The 21,199-nt window shown below is 49.7% G+C and carries 17 protein-coding genes; 7 read left to right on the top strand and 10 right to left on the bottom strand.

Going from position 1 to position 21,199, the window contains the following annotated elements; all coding sequences use genetic code 11:
- Positions 1-54: 54 nt before the first annotated feature.
- Together NYE54_RS33240 and NYE54_RS33235 are read left to right on the top strand one after the other, a co-directional pair.
- Positions 55-1,800, top strand: coding sequence for a S8 family serine peptidase (locus NYE54_RS33240; RefSeq protein WP_339269004.1), 1,746 nt, complete (start codon positions 55-57; stop codon positions 1,798-1,800).
- A 326-nt stretch (positions 1,801-2,126) separates the two neighbouring features.
- Positions 2,127-2,726, top strand: coding sequence for a uracil-DNA glycosylase (locus tag NYE54_RS33235; RefSeq protein WP_339269002.1), 600 nt, complete (start codon positions 2,127-2,129; stop codon positions 2,724-2,726).
- Positions 2,727-2,768: 42 nt separating this feature from the next.
- Here the strand turns inward: NYE54_RS33235 and NYE54_RS33230 are convergent, their stop codons facing one another.
- The 8 genes from NYE54_RS33230 to NYE54_RS33195 all read right to left on the bottom strand — a co-directional run bounded on the left by NYE54_RS33230 (position 2,769) and on the right by NYE54_RS33195 (position 10,111).
- Entirely contained in the window at positions 2,769-3,704 is a 936-nt protein-coding gene (locus tag NYE54_RS33230) for a nucleoside hydrolase (protein ID WP_339269000.1), read from the bottom strand.
- A gap of 27 nt (positions 3,705-3,731) precedes the next feature.
- Complete coding sequence (locus NYE54_RS33225) at positions 3,732-4,685, bottom strand: nucleoside hydrolase (protein ID WP_339268999.1); 954 nt, start codon at positions 4,683-4,685, stop codon at positions 3,732-3,734.
- 23 nt (positions 4,686-4,708) lie between these two features.
- A complete protein-coding gene (locus NYE54_RS33220; protein ID WP_339268998.1) occupies positions 4,709-5,515 on the bottom strand; it encodes an ABC transporter ATP-binding protein in 807 nt (268 codons plus the stop codon).
- A complete protein-coding gene (locus NYE54_RS33215) occupies positions 5,512-6,372 on the bottom strand; it encodes an ABC transporter ATP-binding protein (protein ID WP_339268996.1) in 861 nt (286 codons plus the stop codon). The genes NYE54_RS33220 and NYE54_RS33215 overlap by 4 nt, the downstream gene beginning before the upstream one ends.
- The gene (locus tag NYE54_RS33210) at positions 6,369-7,118 is read right to left on the bottom strand and encodes an energy-coupling factor transporter transmembrane component T (protein ID WP_076323673.1); all 750 of its coding nucleotides are present in this window, start codon (positions 7,116-7,118) and stop codon (positions 6,369-6,371) included. The genes NYE54_RS33215 and NYE54_RS33210 overlap by 4 nt, the downstream gene beginning before the upstream one ends.
- Positions 7,119-7,162: 44 nt before the next feature.
- Positions 7,163-7,762 carry an ECF transporter S component gene (locus NYE54_RS33205; protein ID WP_015738050.1) on the bottom strand — a complete coding sequence of 200 codons (600 nt, stop codon included), beginning with the start codon at positions 7,760-7,762 and terminating at the stop codon, positions 7,163-7,165.
- A 51-nt stretch (positions 7,763-7,813) separates the two neighbouring features.
- A complete protein-coding gene (deoD, locus tag NYE54_RS33200) occupies positions 7,814-8,524 on the bottom strand; it encodes a purine-nucleoside phosphorylase (protein WP_339268994.1) in 711 nt (236 codons plus the stop codon).
- Between the two features lie 135 nt (positions 8,525-8,659).
- The gene (locus NYE54_RS33195) at positions 8,660-10,111 is read right to left on the bottom strand and encodes a helix-turn-helix domain-containing protein (RefSeq protein ID WP_339268992.1); all 1,452 of its coding nucleotides are present in this window, start codon (positions 10,109-10,111) and stop codon (positions 8,660-8,662) included.
- Positions 10,112-10,503: 392 nt separating this feature from the next.
- On the opposite strand from NYE54_RS33195, the gene NYE54_RS33190 reads away from it, so the two are divergent.
- Positions 10,504-11,019 (top strand): hypothetical protein, encoded by a 516-nt coding sequence (locus NYE54_RS33190; RefSeq protein ID WP_339268991.1) that lies wholly within the window; start codon positions 10,504-10,506, stop codon positions 11,017-11,019.
- 199 nt (positions 11,020-11,218) lie between these two features.
- On the opposite strand, the gene NYE54_RS33185 is transcribed toward NYE54_RS33190, so the two are convergent.
- Together NYE54_RS33185 and NYE54_RS33180 are read right to left on the bottom strand one after the other, a co-directional pair.
- Positions 11,219-13,852 carry a family 16 glycosylhydrolase gene (locus tag NYE54_RS33185; protein WP_339268990.1) on the bottom strand — a complete coding sequence of 878 codons (2,634 nt, stop codon included), beginning with the start codon at positions 13,850-13,852 and terminating at the stop codon, positions 11,219-11,221.
- 233 nt (positions 13,853-14,085) lie between these two features.
- Positions 14,086-15,159 (bottom strand): hypothetical protein, encoded by a 1,074-nt coding sequence (locus NYE54_RS33180; RefSeq protein ID WP_339268989.1) that lies wholly within the window; start codon positions 15,157-15,159, stop codon positions 14,086-14,088.
- Positions 15,160-15,481: 322 nt separating this feature from the next.
- On the opposite strand from NYE54_RS33180, the gene NYE54_RS33175 reads away from it, so the two are divergent.
- The 4 genes from NYE54_RS33175 (at position 15,482) to NYE54_RS33160 (ending at position 21,076) form a co-directional block, all read left to right on the top strand.
- Positions 15,482-17,383 (top strand): sensor histidine kinase, encoded by a 1,902-nt coding sequence (locus NYE54_RS33175; RefSeq protein WP_339268987.1) that lies wholly within the window; start codon positions 15,482-15,484, stop codon positions 17,381-17,383.
- Entirely contained in the window at positions 17,380-18,927 is a 1,548-nt protein-coding gene (locus NYE54_RS33170; protein WP_339268985.1) for a response regulator transcription factor, read from the top strand. Before NYE54_RS33175 ends, NYE54_RS33170 begins: the two co-directional genes overlap by 4 nt.
- A 250-nt stretch (positions 18,928-19,177) precedes the next feature.
- A complete protein-coding gene (locus tag NYE54_RS33165; RefSeq protein ID WP_098749518.1) occupies positions 19,178-20,107 on the top strand; it encodes a sugar ABC transporter permease in 930 nt (309 codons plus the stop codon).
- A gap of 21 nt (positions 20,108-20,128) precedes the next feature.
- Complete coding sequence (locus tag NYE54_RS33160; RefSeq protein WP_076323682.1) at positions 20,129-21,076, top strand: carbohydrate ABC transporter permease; 948 nt, start codon at positions 20,129-20,131, stop codon at positions 21,074-21,076.
- The last annotated feature ends 123 nt before the right edge of the window (positions 21,077-21,199 follow it).

Genomic DNA, 21,199 nt, shown 5'->3' with positions numbered 1-21,199 from the left:
CGTAAGCAAGAAACCAGACGACTGGCTCATATTTGTTCCTTGGAGGGGATTTTAATGATGAGGAAGTATGCAATTTCGATTTTAGTCGCCATTTTTTTAGTGGCAGGCCTCTTTACAGGGGTATCGTTTGGAAGCTCCGCTCAGGGTCACTCGACGGATTATATTGAAGGTCAACTCGTCGTGTCGATTGCGGAACCGCCCGATGTAAATTCGATTCAAAGCGCAGATCATACATTGATGAAATCGGGTTCCCTTACGAAGAGCGGTTTTACTATTGCCGATTCACTGTTCGGACAGGATATGGGCACCTTCTCGGTGCAGCAGCTAGATACCGATGTCAGGGCTGCGGCGATAAAACAAATGGGATTGGTATATTTGGTCGAGTACTCTGTAAATGACTACAAGTCCATCGATTCCGCTAAAGAAGCATTGCAGACAACGTTGGATGACCTCGGTCTCGAAGTTCGCTATATCTCTGAAAATCGCAAAGTGTACGCGCTTGAAACCGCAGCTCTGGAAGATGTTTCAGTTCAAGCGATTCACAACAATCAGCGTTGGCATTATGACATGATTAGGGTTCAGCAAGCCTGGGGGATTACGACCGGGTCTAGCTCAGTTCGAATTGGCGTGCTTGACACGGGAATTGACAGCAACCATGCGAGCTTGAGTAATCTGGTGAACACCAGCCTGGGTCGGAGTTTTGTAGACAGTACCACAATCGATCGTCATGGGCACGGCACGCATGTTGCGGGAACGATCGCCAGCTATGGATCGGTGTCAGGCGTCATGCAGAACGCGACTTTGGTTCCGGTTAAAGTGCTTAGCGACAGCGGCTCAGGTTCGATGTATGGCATTCAACAAGGTATTCTTCACGCCGCGAATATTAGAGCTGATATCATCAACATGTCACTGGGCGGCGGCGGCTATGATCGCGGGATGGATGAGGCGATCCAAACAGCGGTTGGCCTTGGCACAATCGTAGTGGCAGCTACCGGTAATGATGGACTTCCAAGCATCTCTTATCCGGCAGCTTACAGCGGCTCAATTGCGGTGGGTTCCGTTACATCAAGCAGAACGCGTTCGAGCTTCTCGAATTATGGAACGGGTCTTGATGTGATGGCTCCGGGATCGAACATATACAGCACATATCCAAACGGTCAATATACAACCATGTCCGGCACCTCGATGGCAACCCCTCATGTGGCAGGCGTACTAGGATTAATGAGATCGGTCAATCCGAGTCTTACTCCTGCTGCGGCCAGAGATATTCTCAGGAATACGGCGCAGCCTGCCGGAAGCACGAATCAGTATGGGTATGGCATTGTTGATGCCCACGCTGCTGTGCTAGCGGCAGGTGGTGGCGGCGGTAGCGATACGCAAGCCCCGAGCGCACCTAGCAATGTAACGACCACAGGTAAAACTGGCACAAGCGTATCGCTTAGCTGGGGTGCTTCTACTGACAATGTAGGCGTAACAGCTTATGAAGTATACCAAGGAAGCTCGTTAGCGGTCACCGTCACGAATACTTCGGCAACGATCACCGGCTTGACACCCAATACAACCTATACGTTCACAGTTAAAGCGACAGACGCCGCAGGTAATCGGTCTGCAGCAAGCAATGCTGTAACGGTAACTACGGATTCCGATTCGTCACAGCCGTCAGCTTGGGCCCCGGGTGTATCATATAAGATCGGGGACGAAGTGACTTACGGTGGGGCAGCATATCAGTGCCTTCAAGCACATACCTCGATGGTGGGCTGGGAGCCAACGAACGTACCGGCATTATGGTTGAAGAAATAATATAGTTTAATATCGATCCGGAGTAAATGTTCAGAAGCGCCTTCGCAGATCCGTCTGCAAGGCGCTTTTATTTATTCGGTGGTTGGAGAGATACAACGTCCCATTCTGAAATTCTTCCCCAATATAGAAACTGATAAAAGCACCGATGATTGCCCGTACCAGGGGATGGGGGCACCATTACTGGACCATCCTTCGGTGAAAGGAATAATGAGATGGATGGTAGTCTTAAAAAACAATACGGCTTTGACGTATCATACGCGACGGCAAGTTTTTACTTGGGGTGGGCATAATGGAACCATTGCATGCGACAGAAAGGAAGGAATGGTATGTCTACGGAAACGAATCATCCCTGCGTCATCTTGCCAAAAGAGCGAGCGCCCGAAGATATGAAGCATTGTGAACGCTGCGAATTGTGCAAACAGCGGAATCGTGTCATCTGGGGGGAAGGTAATCCGCAAGGCTCGCTGATGATGATCCTGGATAATCCGGGAGCCCGGGAGGACAGGGAAGGAAACGAGTTCCTGTGCGGGACCAGGGAAACCCTCCAACTCGGCATGAGAGAAGCGGGTATCGATATCCACTCAGTTTACGTCACCTATTTGCTGAAGCGACGGCCAATCCGGGCTTACGATAAGCCTGCAACCCGAGCGGCATGTCTTCCGCATTTGCAGGCGCAGCTCCTTCAGAAGCAGCCGCTCGTACTATTTGGCTTTGGCAATGTCGTAGTCGAAGGATTATTCCCGCAGAAGGAGAATGCCACCGTCAAGGAGCTGCGGGGGAGTTGGCATGAATTCCAGGGCACACCGATGGGCTTTACCTATCATCCACTGGCGGTAAGAAGAAGGCCCAATTTGCTAAGGTTCTTTATCGAGGATTTGAAGGGTTTGAGGGCGAAGTGGGAGGAAAGAGCAGCGAGGGGAACATAAAGAGGAGCGAACGCACCCGGCGTTCACTCCTAATGCTGCAGCTTATCTCATCAATGTCTCCATAAAATGCTCCTGGAACCGCTTGGCGTCGACGCCGATGCAGACGTTAACGTTCGGCTGGTCGGTACAACGCGGACGCAGATCGGCAATGGTTCTGCCATAGGAGTGGATGCCTTCCAGATCCACCTGGAGCACCATCGGCTGAACCTCGACCAGGCTCGGGTCGATCGCGACGGCTACTGCAAGCGGATCATGCAGGGCGCAGCCTGTCCGGTCGCCATAGGCTTCCCGGTAGCCTCCGATATAGTAGGTAGTTACATCGGCCAAGAAGCGGGTTAGATCCGAATCCAGGTCTCTCCAGCGCTGAATATCCTTTAGACTGAGCTCGGTCTGCATGGTCACATCCAGTCCGACCAGCGTAACCGGAGCTCCGGATTGGAAGACGAGTTGGGCCGCTTCCGGATCGGAGCATACATTCGCTTCCGCATGCATTCGGCGGTTGCCCGACACGCCCACGGCTCCGCCCATCACGATAATCTGACGGACCAGCGACGATATCTCCGGCGCCTGCAGAATGGCCGCAGCCAGATTAGTCAACGGGCCGACGCAGATCAGTGTTACCTGCTTCGGATATCGCCGGATCTGATCCACCATAAAGGCAGCGGCCGACGTTGAGACCGGCTTAGCTGCCGGATCGGGGAATGCCAAGTTGCCGAGTCCATTCTCGCCATGAAACTGGACGGGATACGACTTCATCGAGGGATGGAACAAGGGGGCGGCTTCCCCCATGGCGACAGGAATCCCGGTTGCACCAAGCCGTTCCAATACATGGAGCGTATTTCGTGTCGCATCCTCCACCGGTACGTTTCCGAAACAGGTCGTTATTCCTAGAATATCGAGAGCCGAGGATCGGACAGCGTAGGCAATCGCCAAAGCGTCGTCAACGCCCGTATCCACATCCAATACGATTCGATGCATCAATCATGTTCCTCCTTTCTCTGACGGTTATGACAGCACCGTTCGGATATAATGCTGCAAGAATGCCTCTTCACGGACCTGTATGCAGACAGAGGCATTGGTCCGTGACTGTGGACGTCTGAAGTCGACCAGCGTTGCGCCGGAAGATATCTGTCCTTTTGTCTCAATATATACGTAATAATCCTCCGTCTCCACAAGGGAAGCATCCTCAACGACAGCCAGTGCCAGCGGATCATGCATCAGCCGGTATCTGCCCTCGTTCAAACGGTCGCTTGCCTCAAAGCTGAAGGTGAATATATGCTGCATGAAAGCTTTTAACTCTGCCTGTTCATCCGTGAAGCCGCTCATAAGCTGTTGATAATGAGCCTCGCCGAACTTGGCCTTTCCGGTCACGTCCAGGCCCACCATCGTAATCGGCATCCCGGATTCGAACACCCGGTGCGCCGCTTCGGGATCGCCGTGAATGTTGGCTTCGGATACAGGCGTTATATTGCCCGGCACCGTGATGGCGCCTCCCATCAGCACCAGCTTGGCTTTCTGCGCGATCGACGGGTCCTTGGCGAGCGCCACCGCCAAATTGGTCAGCCTGCCGGTGAAGACCAGCGTAATGTCATGCGCCTGTTCCCGCACCTTCCGCACGATGAAATCGGATGCCCTCTCGTTCACCGGCGATTGGCGCGCCTCCGGCAGTTCATATCCGGCCAGGCCGTTTGCTCCATGAATGGCGGTTACGTTCTCCCGGCGAGGGCGAAATAAAGGGGAATCCGCTCCCATGGCAACGGGAATTTCGTACCGGGGCTGCGCCAATTCCAGCACCCGGAGCGTATTCTTCGTCGCCTGCATCACGTCCACATTGCCGAATACCGTTGTAATGCCTTCTATATGCAGCTTATTGGACTTTACCGCAAAGATGAGCGCCAGGGCATCATCCACGCCGGTATCCACATCCAAGAGGATGTGTTTAACCTGCTCTTGCTCCATATCGTTGTCACTCCCTTATTCCCTCATTTATGCTTGGCAAGCTCGTCCGCAAGCTCCGGTATCGCCAGAATGTTATGGCCGATATCCAGGGAGTGGCTGAGCCTGCTGATATGCGGCTGCTTCAGCATCGCCTGCTCCAGCACATCCAGATTCCAGAAGATGGCCCGCTTATCGTCATCCGCAATAACCCGACGGTTCGCCATGACGATGACCCGCTGGAAGTTGTTCACGACAAACTCCATATCATGCGTGATGGTGATGATGGTTTTTCCTTCCTGGTTTAAAGCCTCGATCAGATGGGCGAGCCGTGCCATGGCCGGAAGATCCTGACCTGCCGTCGGCTCATCCAGAATGATGACGCTGGAATCCATCGCAATGACGGAGGCAATCGTTACGAATTTACGCATGGAATAGGGCAAATTGTACGGATTGTCCTTAAGAAACGGAACGACGCCTGCCAGCTCCGCCGCTTTCATGACATTCGCTTTGACCTGTTCCTCCGGAAGGCCGAGCTTGCGGGGGCCGAATTCAATCTCGCTGTACACATCGTTATGAAAGATCTGGTCGTCCGGGTTCTGGAACACATAGCCTACCTTCCGCGATATTTGCGCGGTGGTATAATCCCGCGTATTCCAGCCGTCGATGACGACATCCCCCTCGGAAGGCTTGAGCAGCCCGTTCATCATCTTGACAGTGGTCGTTTTACCTGCCCCGTTCTGGCCGACAATGGCAACGGATTCCCCCTTTCGGAAGGACATGTTGACGCCATCCACCGCTTTGTAGCCGTTCGGATAGGCAAAGGAAACATTCGTCAAAGTCAGAAAGCTCATGCGTTAACCCCCTTCTTCATCCATGTCTTCACGGCCTCGAGAGCTTCTTTTTCCGTTAAGGGTATGCTCCCGAGATCCATCCCCCGTTTGCGCATGTCCAGGCCGAACAGCGAATATTGGGGAAGCGCGGCTCCGAATGCCAGGGCACGCTCATCGGTAAGAATCTTCTGCGAGCTGCCTTGCATAGCTACTTCACCCTCGCTCAGCAGGATAACATCATCGGCATATTCGGCAATCAGCTCAATTTTATGTTCTACGAGTATGATGGTTTTCCCCTTTTTCTTCATCAGCTCGATAATCTTGAACACTTCTTCCGTTCCCTTCGGATCAAGCTGCGAGGTCGGCTCGTCAATGACCAGCACATCCGGCTCCATGACGATGATGGAGGCGAGCGCAACCCGCTGCTTCTGGCCGCCGGAGAGCTCGAACGGGTTTTTGTCCCGCAAATAATCGATCTCCAGCATGTTGATGACCTGATCCACCTTCTCCCGGATAAGTGCGGGCTCCATGCCCAGGTTTTCAAGGCCAAATGCAATCTCTTCAAACACGTTATCCTTCACGCCGCTGATCTGTGTAAAAGGATTCTGGAACACATAGCCGATTTTTTGGGAGAGCTCGCCCATTTCCCATTCGCGGATATCCTTGCCTTCAATCAGCACCTCGCCGCGCAGATCTCCCTTATAAAAGTGGGGGATAAACCCGCGAATGACGTTGCACAGGGTCGTTTTTCCGCCTCCGTTGGCCCCAATCAGCGCATACAGCTTGCCTCTTTCGATCGTCACATTCACGTTCTTTAGTGCATCGGACTCGCTGATCGGATATTGATAGGACAGATTCTTGATCGTAATGATACTCATAGCGCAACTCTCCAGACGATTAAGATAGCAAGCAGTACGACCAGCAGAATTCGAACCAGCCGGTCATGCTTTGTTTTCTCCAGTTTGTAGATGCTGCTTTTTTTGACATTGGCCGAGAAGGCTCTCGACTCCAGCGTCAGTACCCGTTCTTCCGTGCTAGCCACGGATCCGAGAATGAGCGGACTTAGGGTCGGCAGGAAGGCCTTCATGCGGACAAGCAGCTTGCCTTCGGTTTCAACGCCTCGTGTTTTTTGGGCATCCATGATGACGTGGGTCAGCTTTTTCATCTCCGGAATGAGCTGCAAGGTGGACAAGATGACATAGGTTACTTTGGACGGCAGGCCGATCTGTTCCAGGGAATGGACCAAATCCTTGACCTTGGTGATGCGGAAGAACAGAATGAAGGCTGATGCCACCGCTACGATTTTGGATGTTAGGAACAGGGCGAACTCCAATCCTTCCCGCTTGATGGAGAAGATGCTCCAGCTCCACAGAATATCGTTGCCGGGATAGAAGAAGCTCTGCAGGATAAAGATGAACACAACAATCATCAGCAGAGCCTTGATCGCCAGATTGGAAAACTCCTTAAAGCTGCCGGCGAAGTAGGCCAGCACCATGCAAATCGGTAGAACGGCGTAGCTGAACCCGTAGCCGGGCACGATAAATGCGGCCAAACATAAAGCGATGGTAATCATAAACTTGGTTGTTGGATAGAGACGGCTCAACAAGGACCGTTCGTTATTCACAAGAACTCCTCCTTTATGAAAGCGTATCCATTATGGACTACACGTCATTTCTTTTTGATAAAAGCTGCACCGTAATTGAGCTTGGACAAGTATCTTGGGGACATCTTCATCACGATGACAAAGGCAATGACGTTGCTGATGATTTTGTCGACGCTTTCTACCAGGATTTTGGTTGAGAATACCGCTGTCCAGATCTGCTGACCGGAGGCCAGGAATGTAGCAACCACGGCATCCGAAGAGTTGCCGGTCGCTCCGCCGAACATCAACACCTGGATCGGAGAGGCCACGATAAGAACGGTCAGTACGACAGCGAATGAAGACAAGATCACTTTCCACAGCTTCGTATACATGCCTCTCATGGAGAGCAGGCCGACCACCAGACCGACGGCCATTTGTACAGGCGTAAATGCGAACGAGACCGGGTTCGTTATGCCGACAACAAGATTGGTGCTCGCCCCCGTAATCATACCGACCCAAGGACCGGCGATCATGGCCGTCAGAATCGTCCCGATGGTGTTCAGGTAAATCGGCAGCTTGAGCAGCAGTATGATTTGTGCACCGACAAAGTTAATTGCGATCCCGATCGGGATCAACAAAATGGCCAACAACGAAAAATCATATTTAAATCCGCGTTTGATTCCCATTGATTTTTCCCCCTAGAGCATAGTTTGTAATACAAGCAATCCTACGGAAGACTATTCGTCCGCTAAGATGGTATGAAGCGCGACCTCGACCATGTCGTGGAAGGATTTCTCGCTGTCTTGATGGGACGAACGTTCATTGGTCAGCAGATGGCTGCCTACCGTCAATATGGACAGGGCCCTGACGCCGTATTTAGCAGCCAGCGTGTACAGGGCGGCACTCTCCATCTCGACCGCGAGCACACCGAAGTCCATGAATTTATGAAGACGGTCCAAAGTTTCCCTATAAAATTCATCGGAATTATAAATATTGCCGACAAAGACATTCACCTGCTTCTCCTGAGCCAGTTGATGGGCTTGGCTTAACATGCCGTAATCGGCGGTTGGCGCGAAATTGCAGCCATGAAATATTTTTTCCATCAGATTGCTGTCTGAGGATACGGCTTGGGCCAGTACGATGTCGCGGACCTGAAGATCTTTTTGCATGGCGCCGCAAGTACCGATACGGATCAGCTTTTTGACCCCGTAATCCTGAATCAGCTCCGTAGCATATATGCTCATGGTCGGGTTGCCCATTCCCGTACCTTGGACCGAAACGGGAACTCCTTTATAAAGGCCGGTGTACCCGTACATGCCCCTCACTTCGTTGTAACAATATACCTCCTCCAAAAAGTGCTCTGCTACAAACTTCGCCCGCAGCGGATCGCCGGGCAGCAGCACACGTTCTGCGATATCTCCCTGTTTTGCTCCCAAATGTATGCTCATCTTGCTCCTCCTGCTTACTGGCCTCCCTTTTAAGAAAGCGCTTTATTCTCGATCTGCCTTCATCATAGTCAGAATCGGAGGGATAACCAAGACCAGAAAGTTACGGAGCTTAACGGAAAAATGCAACCATGAGCCTCATGGTTGCATTAATTCCTTGCGGATATTTTCCAAATCCCGTTTGGTCGGTATCGTTGAAATAATGACCACGGGCACCGTATGCAGCTCGACGGGAAATGTGCTGATCACAAAATCGATACCGTGCTTCTGAATCATTTCATCGGTAAGCCCCTCCATAATGGAGGTGTTGATGATTAGCTCATCACCGATTTCATTCTTGATGAGCTTGGCGACGTAATGGCGGATGGAGAATTCCTCGCCGATCAGCAGGAAAGCCTTTTTGCTGTTATAGCGCAGGCTGGAGCTGATCAACAGCGTCAGCTTCGTCAGATGATAGTCGTTATACTGAATGCCCGGGTAGCGCTGGCTCCACTCTAGCATGCAGCTCTTTACGCTCTGGTACATGGGCCGGCAATCCCTTTGGACGTATTCCGTCAGGCCGCTTGCCGAGATGGCGATCAGATCGGGAAGCGCATTTTCCAGCCGGAGCTTCTCAAAGAAATCTCCGATTTCCCAGATAAACCGGTCGTTCATATCGATCGCAGGGAACGCGGCAAGCGCCAGCATGAGAAAATGATTGATGATTTGATATTTTTCCTCTTCGACTTGCACGAGATTCGCTTTCTCCCTCGATATCATCGCGCTGACTTTCGCATCATCATAATAATTGTATTGGCCCAAGCTGAACATGGCCTGCAGAAACCGGATTTCGTCCAGCGGCAGATGAATGGCGTACCGCTGCTCCAGCGCTCTGGCCAATGCGGCAACAGAGGAGTGAAGCATGCTGCTCTCCCAGTCATATTGTCCTCTGGGAACATCCGCATATTTGCCCTGCAGCACTCGGGTGATCATGATCGCCGCCAGAAAAGACAGGCTTCGCTTGGCGTTGAGAAAATACACGATGTCATTCTCCGACTCGATCGCCGTAATGTATTCATGGATCTGACCTTGGTCTATGTCGGCAAATGGCCAGCCTGAGAATTCATAGGCATCGTAAAACAATTTCCAGTAGAAATAACGAATACTGATTTCACTGCCTTTGACCTCTGGCATGGAATACGCAATGCGCAAATGGTATCGCTTCAATTCATGGTTGTTCAGCCGGATGATCAGCTTTTTCAGCGAGGAAGAGCTCATATACAACTTGTCGGCCAGCTCATCCAGCGAGTAGCGCCCTCCCTCGGCAAAAAGCACATCGAGCAGCTGGTAGAAGGTTCTCTGCCTGTACATGGAAGAGATGACCTCGCCAATCGCGACATTTCGTTTATCGTAATGGAGAATGACGCCTTTTCCCCGCGAGATTTCAAAATGAATCGAAGGAGGAAGCTCCTGCTTGGCTTCATCGATAATTTTACGGATCGTTTTGTCCGATACGCCAATCTGCTCTTCAATCTCGGCAAGGGTGAACCAGCGATATTCAGAATCGAGTAGAGTCAACAGCTTATGTGTCAGTATGAATTCCTTTTCCATGCGTCTGTTCTCCCCCTTACGGAACGAGTTGGTTAGATGTTGATCCTCTCACCGTTGATAGACCTAAGTATGGGACGTAATGTACGTATTTATAAATAGCCGCGTCAAACGTTCAGAAGGCTTCCTGTTCTACGCGGTATACAGTCCATGTGCTTTTTCTATTTTGAGGATAGCTATGTCTCTCAGGACAAGTATCTTATAAGTAATCGTAATGGGCTATGGGGTTTTAATCAATCGGCATATCGGAAATTGAACGGCATGTTGGTGTAAAACGCTTGATGACCGAATGATCAGCGAGGCGAGAATGTTCACAAAATGTTCACTTATGAAGAAGCTCCTAAATCGCTAAAATAACACGGTGAACCATTTATATGAAGGGGTGATGATAGGGAATGGCAAACCAGAAGTACGTAGAGACAAGACTGCCTAGAAACGGAAAAGAGGGTATATTATTTTTATTGATCATATCGATTATTTCAGTAAACACGATCGCGCCGATTATTATGGGATTGGAACGCGGCTTTAGTAAAGAAGTTTACATGGATGGTCTAAAAGTGATTCCTATTATGTGGGTCATCGTCGTGTTATGCGTAAAGCTGATCGCAGGCCCGCTCGTTGGTAAGGTGATGCCCAAATTTGTGGGACAGACCGATGGATTCAATGCAAGAGTATTATTAAATATCGTTCTAAATGTAACGGTATTATCTCTGTTGCTCTCCATTATTGGCCCGATGGTTGGCACCAAACACATAAGTCTGGATCCGTTAAAAAATTTCCTCCATACCTGGCCTCGGAACTTTGGCGTAGCGTTCTGGATTGAAATGTTGGTCGCACAGCCTATAGCAAGATACGCCATGAAAATCTTGCATTCCAGACAGGCGAGTAAAGCAGCGAGTGTACAGTCGTAATATTGAAGCGACATGCAAAAAATATTAAAACCATTGATTCAGCTAAAGGAGAATCAACGATAGCTGATCCACTGAAGCAAGGCCGTCGATAATGTCGACGGCCTTCTGTTTGCCCTGATTTATTTCACATTGCACTCTTGCAACCCGGAGCAGGCATCGGTATTTCAACCACTTACATGATCGTCCGGGCTTACCCGGTTTACTCCGGTGTTCCTTGCGTGACCCCATGAACATACGTCTTCCAAGGGGTGTCCAGTGCTCCTTGCCCCGGGTTATAGGTAAAGAAGTACTCGACGGTATCCCCATGCTTCAGGTTGTTGACAGGGTAGGTATAGTTACCGTTCCCCGTTGGAGCCATGGCTACGTTTAACTGCCCGCCATTATTGATCTTATAATGTAAATCGGCAAAGGTTGCGCCATTGACATAGAACAGCAAGTCATCGCCGATCTTCTTCAGGCCCTTCACCTCATCGCCGATGACGATCACGGTGGATGATGCCGGTACAACGGTGATGGTGGCGTTGGCTGCTTTATTGCCATCAGCGGTCTTCGCCGTGACGGTTGTTGTACCCTGAGCGAGTCCGGTCACAAGACCGTTCGGACTCACGGAAGCGACGCTGGAACCGGAAACGGACCAGGTGACCTGCTTATTCGTTGCATTGGACGGTGCCACGCTGGCATTTAATTGAACACGCTGCCCGACTTCGACCTGTGTCGTGGTCGGACTCACTGTTACGCCGGTAACCGGCACGTTTCCTGGATTCTGGCCGCCGCCTTCCCCTTCTTTATACACACGCACATAGTCTACCTGCATCGTTGCAGGGATATCGGACGGATCCGGGGTCCGGCCGCCATCAAAGGTCCCGCCGATCGCCAGATTCATAATGAGGTAGAACGGCTGATCGAAAGGCGCATTTGGATTGTTCGGCGCCGCTGCGGAATACCATTGATCCCGGGTCACTTTAAAGAAGAACTTGCCATCCACATACCATTTAATGTTGTCCTCTTCCCAGACTACGGAATAAACATGATAGTCATTGGCAAAGGTTTGCCCTTCAGGGAAGTGATATTCACCGGAAAGATACCGGTTCGTCGGCCATTGTCCCCCAAAGTGTACGGCGCCGCTCGTCGAGCCTGGCAAGCGTCCTTTTGCTTCCATCACGTCGATTTCACCGGATGATGCCCATGTTCCATACACATTATCCTGGGGAAGCATCCAGAGCGCAGGCCAGATGCCGTTGCCTGTAGGCAGCTTTGCCCGGAAGTCCACTCGGCCGTACTTGAGGGAAAAATGATCTTTGGTGTTAATCTTGCCAGAGGAGTATTGTGCATACCGACTTGGATCCTGCGGAAAGGATTTTGGCTCGTTCAAGGCCTTGATATTAAGTTTTCCGTCCTGTACAAAAACATTTTGTGCATGATCGGTATAATGCTGCAGCTCCGAATTGCCCCAACCCCAGGTATTGGGATCGTCATTGAGATAGTAACCTGTTTCATAATTCCATTTGCTCTGATCGAGCGCGGTTCCATTAAATTCATCCTGCCAGATGAGATTCATGCCCTCGATGGCTGGGTCGTTTGGCGTTCCGATCGGAATATCCTCCTGATCGGTTACATCCGGACGAGGAGCATCCGGGTTGCCAATCAGGGTATAGTTGACGAAATTGCTGCCCACACTTCCACCTGCCTGTCCATTTAGTGGATAGCCGATACGGATCTGCATATCCACCTGGATCGGCTGGAACCACAAGCCATAGATATGGTCCGCCCAATATCCCCACTGGTTGGCAGCGGACATGTTATTGTAGCCATTAGCGGAGTAAACGAATCCACTCTGACTTGAGTTATCCAGATCCACCCATTGCCCGTTGATGTTAATCTGGTATACGAAATTGCCAAGCTCCGTGCCGATTGGCGCACCCCCATCAATCTTAGGTAGCGGGATGCCGATAGCGCCGCTCGCATCGGCTGTAAAGGTCGTTCCTTCATAAGGCGTAAGGACATAAGAGTTTCTTACGGGCTCATTAAAGGAGATGGTATAGACGATGTTAGCCGAAGAGGTCTTTGATTCTAATTTGACGTTAATCGATTCCGTTACGTTAAACCAGTAGCCGCCGCCTCCGTCAGTGAATTGGCCAAAATTTTGATCATAGATCCAGCCGCTGGCTGCATTGTTGTCGATATCGATCCACTGGCTGCTGTTTACAGGCTTCACATACACTTTCAAATCATCTGCTACGGCCGCATAGGTTATGGCCGGATCATTGTTGAAAATAGGATAGGTAAAGCCGGCACCGCCCGTAAACCCTGCTGTAATTTGCGGTCCTTGGGTCGGGGTCATCGCGGTAATGGTTGTTTTGTTGATGTTTTGAAAGACTAGTGAATATTCAAGCTTGACCTCATTGGCTTTGGAGTACAGTTGAATTTCGGTCGTTGTGGAGAGCGTGAACCAATAGCCGGTAAAGCCGCCGTCGTTCCAGTGACCCCAGTTCTGGTTATAGACAAAGCTGCTGACACTGTCGATATCGACCCAGCTGCCATTTACTTTCACCTTTACTCCCAGGTCCTGGGCAACATCATTCCAGGTGGCAGAGCCTCCGTTGAATATCGGCATGACAAAACCGTAGCTTGCCTGGCCAACCCCTGATTTGGTGATGACAGGCCCGTCTGCAGCTGAAAAGTAAGACATCGAGGTTATGGTGGTTCCAGCAGTCTCAGCAGCCTGAACCTTCGAAGTCGGCAATAGGCCGAAACTAGCCAGCATCACGACCGCCAAAAATAAGCTCAATACCCTTTGCCTATACCGCTTTTCCGAAGTTTGTGATCGCTTCATAAATACCCTCCCTTAAGATAAATGAATTCCCCAGCATATGCGAATAAAGGAAAACGCTTACAATGGAGACATCTTAATTCTATCGAATTTCATAATCAGAAGGATAGGTACCATTTTTTTGGTTGGGCCCCATTATTTCGGGTTTATATGAATGAGCGCAACGGTCATCAAGATCCAGCTGGGATGAAGACGGCGCATTATGGCCATTCCTTGCGGGATGGCCATACATTGGCTTACAGGTAAATCCTTCGGGCTTCCTCATTGAAGAATTCGATCACGTTCGGATACTTGGTTATATCGATCTGGTTCTGCCTCATCATCTTCTGAATAAAGATGGCATCAGTAAAAATGTAATTGATGATCGCTTCGCACCATACCGGAGTGCCTTTAAAGTAATCGACCAGATCGTCAATTTCATCAAACTTAAAATAAAGGATATAACAAACGTAATTCTGGAGCAGCATACGGAAACAATGCTGTCTATAGGGGTTCAGGCGATTGTCCGAGAGAAAGTCTTTCATAATACCGAATAACGTTGTTTTATTCTCGGCGTTCATATGAATCAAATCATCAACGTTATTGATCAGCTGTAATAGTACGTCTAAACCCTCTTCGGAAGGCATGATTAGCTTGGGTGATTTACCCTCGATGGACCTTAACAGCTCCAGTGTGAGATCCTTGCAGGCATGAATTTCATGAGGAGCGATGAACAGTTCGTCTCTATGCTTGTCGAGATTCTCGCTATAGTAATCGTGATATACAGTAAAATAATGCTCCATAAGGATATTGGTTTTCGTATGAATCAAATCTTGCCCGTTGAATGAAAAGGCGTTGAGCGTCTCCTCATTAACCGGGTGAGCATACAGGTAGAAAAAGAAAAAGAAGTCCCTTAATTGCTGCCTCTGCTCCTCGTTCAACCCGGAGGCATCCGTCAACTGAGCCAACTGAAAAAAGCAGTAGTTCTTCATAAAATCATTCATGGAAAGGAACGGATGGGTCCTTACGATGGACGTCGTCGTGTTGATCGTAAATAACAGGTAATAGAGCACGAGTTCATCGTAGATGTCCAGATGGTTAAAAAAAGCCGAGAGCACAGGTTTCCAGTCCGGGCTCACAACATAATGGGGATCTCGGGGCTGTAATTCGTACGTCCATTCAACAAAGGCCTCATCTTTACGTTCGACAAAGAATAATTCAGCGCCATCTTCCTCAAGAAGTCCATATTCAAAGCCGTCAAACGGAACGGACGGCAATCCTCTATTGAATTTTAGATTCAGATATTCATGATATAGTAATTGAAGTTTCATCCTTCATATCCTCGGTTTCATTTATAATTTAGGTCCATATACATATTCAACATATAGAAGGGCATTCCTCTGCTCGTCGATATCATAAATGTATTGTGCTGACTTGTCCCATTCCGTTCCATTCCAAATCATAGTTTGGCATTTCCATTCACGCGTTCGGTCAGGTCGAACGGATGTCATTTCCCGTTCCCTGCACCGCCCGCCATGCCTCGCTAGGAAAACATTGATTCACTGTCCGGTTGTATGGACGGAGTTCAGGATTGGAGGGCTTCGGAAAGGGCGCGATGTATTTCTTTGAGCTTCATAACGATGCAAATTTCAATTGCCGGGTTTACGGAAAGGGTGTACACTGGGTGCCGAAGTGACCATTATAGAACAGGGTGTGTTTCATATTTTCAAACTGCGCCAATTCTATTTAAATCATCTAAAGCGAAAAATGTTCAACAAAATCGTTGTGCTGTATTCAACCGTCATGATCGTGCTGTTCGCGATTGCGGCAACTCTGGTTTATCAATACCAGACGCAGCGCATACTCCGTGAACAGACCGATGCGAATCTCAAATCCGCGCATGTTCTGAATATTTATTTGAGTCGGCAGTATGAGGGGATACAGAATATATTTCAGCAGATTTACGGAGATGCCACGCTGAGCGATGAGCTGATCTATTTTTTGAACCATGAATATGAGAGTTACCTGAAATACCGGCTGGATTTGTACACAAGGACAGGGGAGCAGCGTTTACGGTCTTTCAATACCTTGCTGAAAAATTATCTGGAGCAGGAATCAAGCGCCAGAAGTGTGTCAATCTACAGTTATCCGAACAATTTTTACATGCATATCAGCCGGACCAACCAGCAGTTGAACAATGAAGCGGGTTCCAAGAACAAGTGGGAGACCTGGTTCGCCCGCCGAGAGCAGCACAGCTGGGATACCATGCCTCAAAACGAGTCCTCGGGTTCGTCCGGAGGTTCCAGTCCAAGATCGTATTCCTATTCGAGAGAGCTGAAGGACCCGTGGACCCTGAATCGGGTGGGGATGATGAATGTGGAGTTCGACGCTCGGCAAATTTCATCCTGGCTGGAGAGCCGTGCTTCGGTAAAAGGCCGGATTTTGGTATTGAACGCACAGGGAACCGTGATTTACGATTCGGAGGATGAGTACTACGGCCAAACCTATCCCTACCACCTGGAGCAGGAAAAAGCCGGGGACTGGGTGGAGCTGGATGAACCCTCCAAAGTAAACATATTAAATGTCGGCAATGCGGGCCTGTCGGTGGTGGGAATTGTGTCGCAATCCCTGATCGAAGAGAGCACGGAGAGTTTAAGAACCGGACTGATCCTGGTCACCCTTGTGTTTATGGCGGCCAGTTTTGCGATTACGTTTACGATCGTTCGCAAGTTCTCCAAAAAAGTGCAGCGGATTATCCGCTCGATGAACCGGATCGGCGAAGGGGATCTGTCGACGCGCATTCAGATGTCCGGCGAAGATGAGCTTCAGCAGATTTCCCGCCGGTTTAACGACATGGGCGACCGTTTGGAGCAATATATCGATAAAATGTATACCTCGGAAATCAAGCAAAAAAACGCGGAGCTGGTTGCCCTGCAATCCCAGATCAACCCCCATTTTCTATACAATACGCTCGAATCCATTCGCATGAAGGCGTATTTCGTGGGGGCGAAGGAAGTGGGTCAAATGATATACAGCTTGTCGGTCATGTTCAAGAACATGGTTAAAAAAAGCACGGTGGTTACCGTTGAAGAGGAAATGGACATGTGTTCCGTTTATCTCGACTTGTTCCGCATTCGCTATGACGGACGGCTGGAGACGGAAATCGAGGTGGATCCGGAAATCCAAAATGTCAGCATTATCAAGCTGCTGGTCCAGCCGATCGTGGAGAACTATATCGTTCACGGATTTCGTCCGCTGGAAGATAACAATAAAATTTCAGTCCGAGCTCATGGGGCAGGGGACCGGGTCGTGATCATCGTATCGGACAATGGAACGGGCATACCGGAGGAAAAGCTGACCCAAATCCGCGGCACGCTGGACAAGGTCCTCCAGCCTCCCGACAAGGGTTACCGTTCGATCGGGCTGATGAACGTGCATGAACGAATCGTGCTGAACTACGGACATGATTACGGAGTGACCATAAACAGCACGGAAGGACAGGGAACCGAAGTTCGCATGGAAATACCGATGCTTCGCAAGGGGGAGACGACATGAGGAAGGTATTTTTTGTTGATGACGAGCCTTTGATTGCTCAGGGCTTGGCCACCATTGTGGATTGGCAGAATTACGACCTGCACGTAACAGGTTCGGCCAACGATGGCTTACAAGCGCTTGAGCGGTTGAGGGAAGAGCCGGTGGATTTGCTGATCACGGATATTATGATGCCAAGAATGAACGGGCTCGAGCTTATCAAGAAGGTTAAAGAAATGCATCCCCGCACCAAATTTATTGTGCTGAGCGGGTACGAAGAATTTGAATATGTGAAGGTGGGGATCACGCTCGGCATTCAGAATTACATTTTGAAGCCGATCAACATCGAGGAGCTGGAAGCCACCATTAAGCATATCCGCGGCGATTGGGAGCGCGAGGAGTTGAAACGGTTTCGCTCCGAGGAGGATTGGAAGATCCTTCGAAGCAATATTTTGCAGCGATGGGTCAACGGCGAAATTAAAAGCTCGGAATTAAAACAAAGAGCCGAACTTCTCGGCATTCCGCTGAATTATGTGTCTTACCAGGTTTATGTTTTGCGGCTCATATCCGACGAACGCCCGGTATCCCAGCTTTATCGCTTAACCAGCCTAGCCGATGAATATTGCCGGGCTTTTTCGGAAGAGCTTGGGGGAGATCATGAGGTAATTTGCTTCCCCGATGCGGATGACGACATCGTCGTGATGTCGGTCGCGATGAATGAACGGAGAGATGCAGCACGGGAGGGCATGAGAAATGCCATGGCTAAGCTGCGAGAGCTGACTGGCTTGCGAATGTGGTGCTCCGAAGGGAATGCGGGACTCAATGATTTCAAAGATATTCAGGAGAGCTACAGGAAAGCGAAGGGCCATTTCAACGTCTGCCTGATTGCTGGAGATGACATGACCCTTTACAGTCCGCCTGTGGAACCGGAGACCGTTCAGGCTTCTTCGTCCGCTCGTCCCGACACGTTCGCAAAGCTGCTGATTGAAGGAGACGTTCCCTCCTTGCAGGCTTATATCGAGTCCGTTCTCGGCGATGGCAGTGGGGAGCAGACCGTACCCCGGGGAACCTGCTTGAATGCGGCAGTCCAACTGATGATCGCGGCGAAGGATATGGAGAAAAACCCCGATTACAGCGAGATATTTACCCCAATGCACCGGATTAATACGCTCCAGGGTCTCCGAAATCATGTATGGCGTATCGTCGAGCGCAGTCTCGCGCGCCTGCAGGAAGCGGATCAGGGCTATAGCCTGCATGTCTCGTTTCTTGTGGAACAGGTGCAGCATCATTATCCGGAAGAGCTTTCTCTGAAGACGCTCAGTCAGCGGCTGCAGATGCATCCGAATTATTTGGGGCAGCTTTTTCAACAGGAGGTCGGCGCAAGCTTCTCGGATTATTTGAATCAGTACCGCATCGAGAAAGCAACGCAGCTCCTCTTACATACGGATCAGAAGACGGCGGATATTGCGTTCAGCGTAGGTTATACGGACAGCTCGTACTTTTACAGGCAGTTCAAAAAATATACGGGCGTATCTCCAACCGAAATGAGGTCCATGTATCGGATCTAAATGAGCAGTAAACCATTAGCGACAGGCTCAGGGTGGATAACCTTTTGGCCTGTTCTTTGCTGTTTTTGGAGGATTCTTTAATTTATCCATCCCGTTCTAGTATTTTTCAACTTGAGCGCGATAGCGCTTACTTGGCACAATGATAGTAGTTAAAGGGCGAGTGATAGAATAGCCGCATCGACAAAGATCATGGGGGATCTTCTACAACAGTCGCATCACTTGTATTTAACAGGGAAGAGGAGGAGTGCTCATGTCGGGGTTCATCAAAAAGGTAATACGCAACCGGTTTATGCTGCTGATGATACTGCCCGGAACCATCTGGTTTCTTATCTTTGCTTACTTGCCTATGTTCGGCACCGTTCTCGCTTTTAAGGACTTCCGTATAAGTCCGGACGGCTTTTTCGCCAGCGTGTTCAACAGCGAATGGGTAGGGTTCAAAAACTTCGAGTATCTGTTTACAACCAATGATGCCTATATCATTACGAGGAATACAATCCTATACAACCTGGCTTTTATCATCCTGGGTCTGGTCTTTGCAGTGGGCTTTGCGATCATGCTAAGCGAGCTTGTCAACAAGCGGACGGCCAAGGTATATCAAACCGGCATGTTTTTGCCGCATTTTTTGTCGTGGGTTATTATCAGTTACTTTGCGTTCACCTTCCTGAGTGTGGACAAAGGGACGCTGAATCAAATCATTACCTATTTCGGAGGAGATCCGATCAGTTGGTATTCGGAAGCGAAGTATTGGCCCTTCATTCTCGTTTTTGTCGGCATCTGGAAAGGCGTGGGCTACAACAGCGTGATTTACCTGGCCGCTATTACAGGGATCGACAAGTCTTATTATGAAGCGGCTGTCATCGACGGAGCCACCAAGTGGAAGCAGGTGCGATACATAACGATTCCGCTGTTGAAACCGCTGATGATCATACTGACCATATTGGCAATCGGGGGCATCTTCCGTTCCGATTTCGGATTGTTCTATCAGCTTCCGAAGGATTCGGGCGCCTTGTATCCGGTCACGAATGTTATCGATACCTTCGTTTACCGTGGACTCATCAATATGGGAGATATCGGAATGAGTACGGCGGCGGGCTTGTACCAATCGCTTGTAGGATTGATTCTGATTCTGGTCGCTAACTATATCGTTCGTAAAATTGAAAAAGATCATGCGATCTTCTAATCCGAGGGAGGTGTACCTATAATGCCGCAGCTATCCACGCAAACCGCGAATCCGCCGGCAAAGCGTTCAAAGAAGAGAGACTACAACGCCATCTCCCCATTGTGGAATACGATTTTCAATATCGTGATCGGCATTTTCTCGTTTTCCTGTATCTTTCCGTTTCTATTTGTTATTATTATTTCCCTGACGGACGAACAGACGCTGGTCTTGGAAGGTTTTAGGCTGCTGCCGAGTCAGTTCAGTACGGCAGCGTATGAATATATTTTCGAAACGGGAGGCGAATTGCTATCCTCATTCAGCTTAACGCTCCTGGTCACGGTACTGGGGACGCTGGTAAGTCTGGCTTTGGTTACGACTTATGCCTATGCATTGTCCCGTCGAAACTTTGAATTTAGAGGCTTTTTCAGCTTCCTTGCATTCTTTACCATGCTGTTCTCAGGTGGTATGGTACCTGGTTATATCGTGATGACCCAGTTTCTGCATCTGCAAAACACAATCTGGGCGTTGATATTTCCTTTATCCTTGAGTGCGTTCTCCATCATTGTCATGAGGACCTTTTTCCAAACGACGATTCCGGATGAAATTATTGAGTCCGCCAAAATCGATGGCGCCGGCGAATTTCTGACCTTTATCCGAATCGTGATGCCGGTCTCGCTGCCGGGGATTGCCACAATTGGTTTGTTCAGCTCTTTAGGGTACTGGAACGACTGGTTTAATGCCTTGCTGTATTATAACAATCCGCAGGCAACGCCTCCGCTGCAGTTCATGCTCATGAAGATCGAGAAGAACATGGACTTTCTGACGCAGAATGCGCAAAATATCGGTTCATTCGATGCAGCAGCTGGCCTGCCGACAGAGACGGTGAGGATGGCGATGGTCGTATTGGCGACACTGCCGATTGTTATGGCGTATCCGTTCTTCCAACGATATTTTGTCCAGGGCCTGACCGTAGGCTCGGTTAAAGGATAATTTCAAGCATAATTTCATAAGGTTGTACCCGCATCGCACACTGCCGGAGAAATCCGGCTTTGATGTCTCATGTGTGTAAGCGGTGTCAATATAGCGTTAACCATTAAGTGATACAGGGGGAAA

The sequence above is a fragment of the Paenibacillus sp. FSL K6-1330 genome, from assembly GCF_037976825.1.
Taxonomy (GTDB): domain Bacteria; phylum Bacillota; class Bacilli; order Paenibacillales; family Paenibacillaceae; genus Paenibacillus_AQ.
This window is presented reverse-complemented; position numbering and strand designations above follow the sequence as displayed.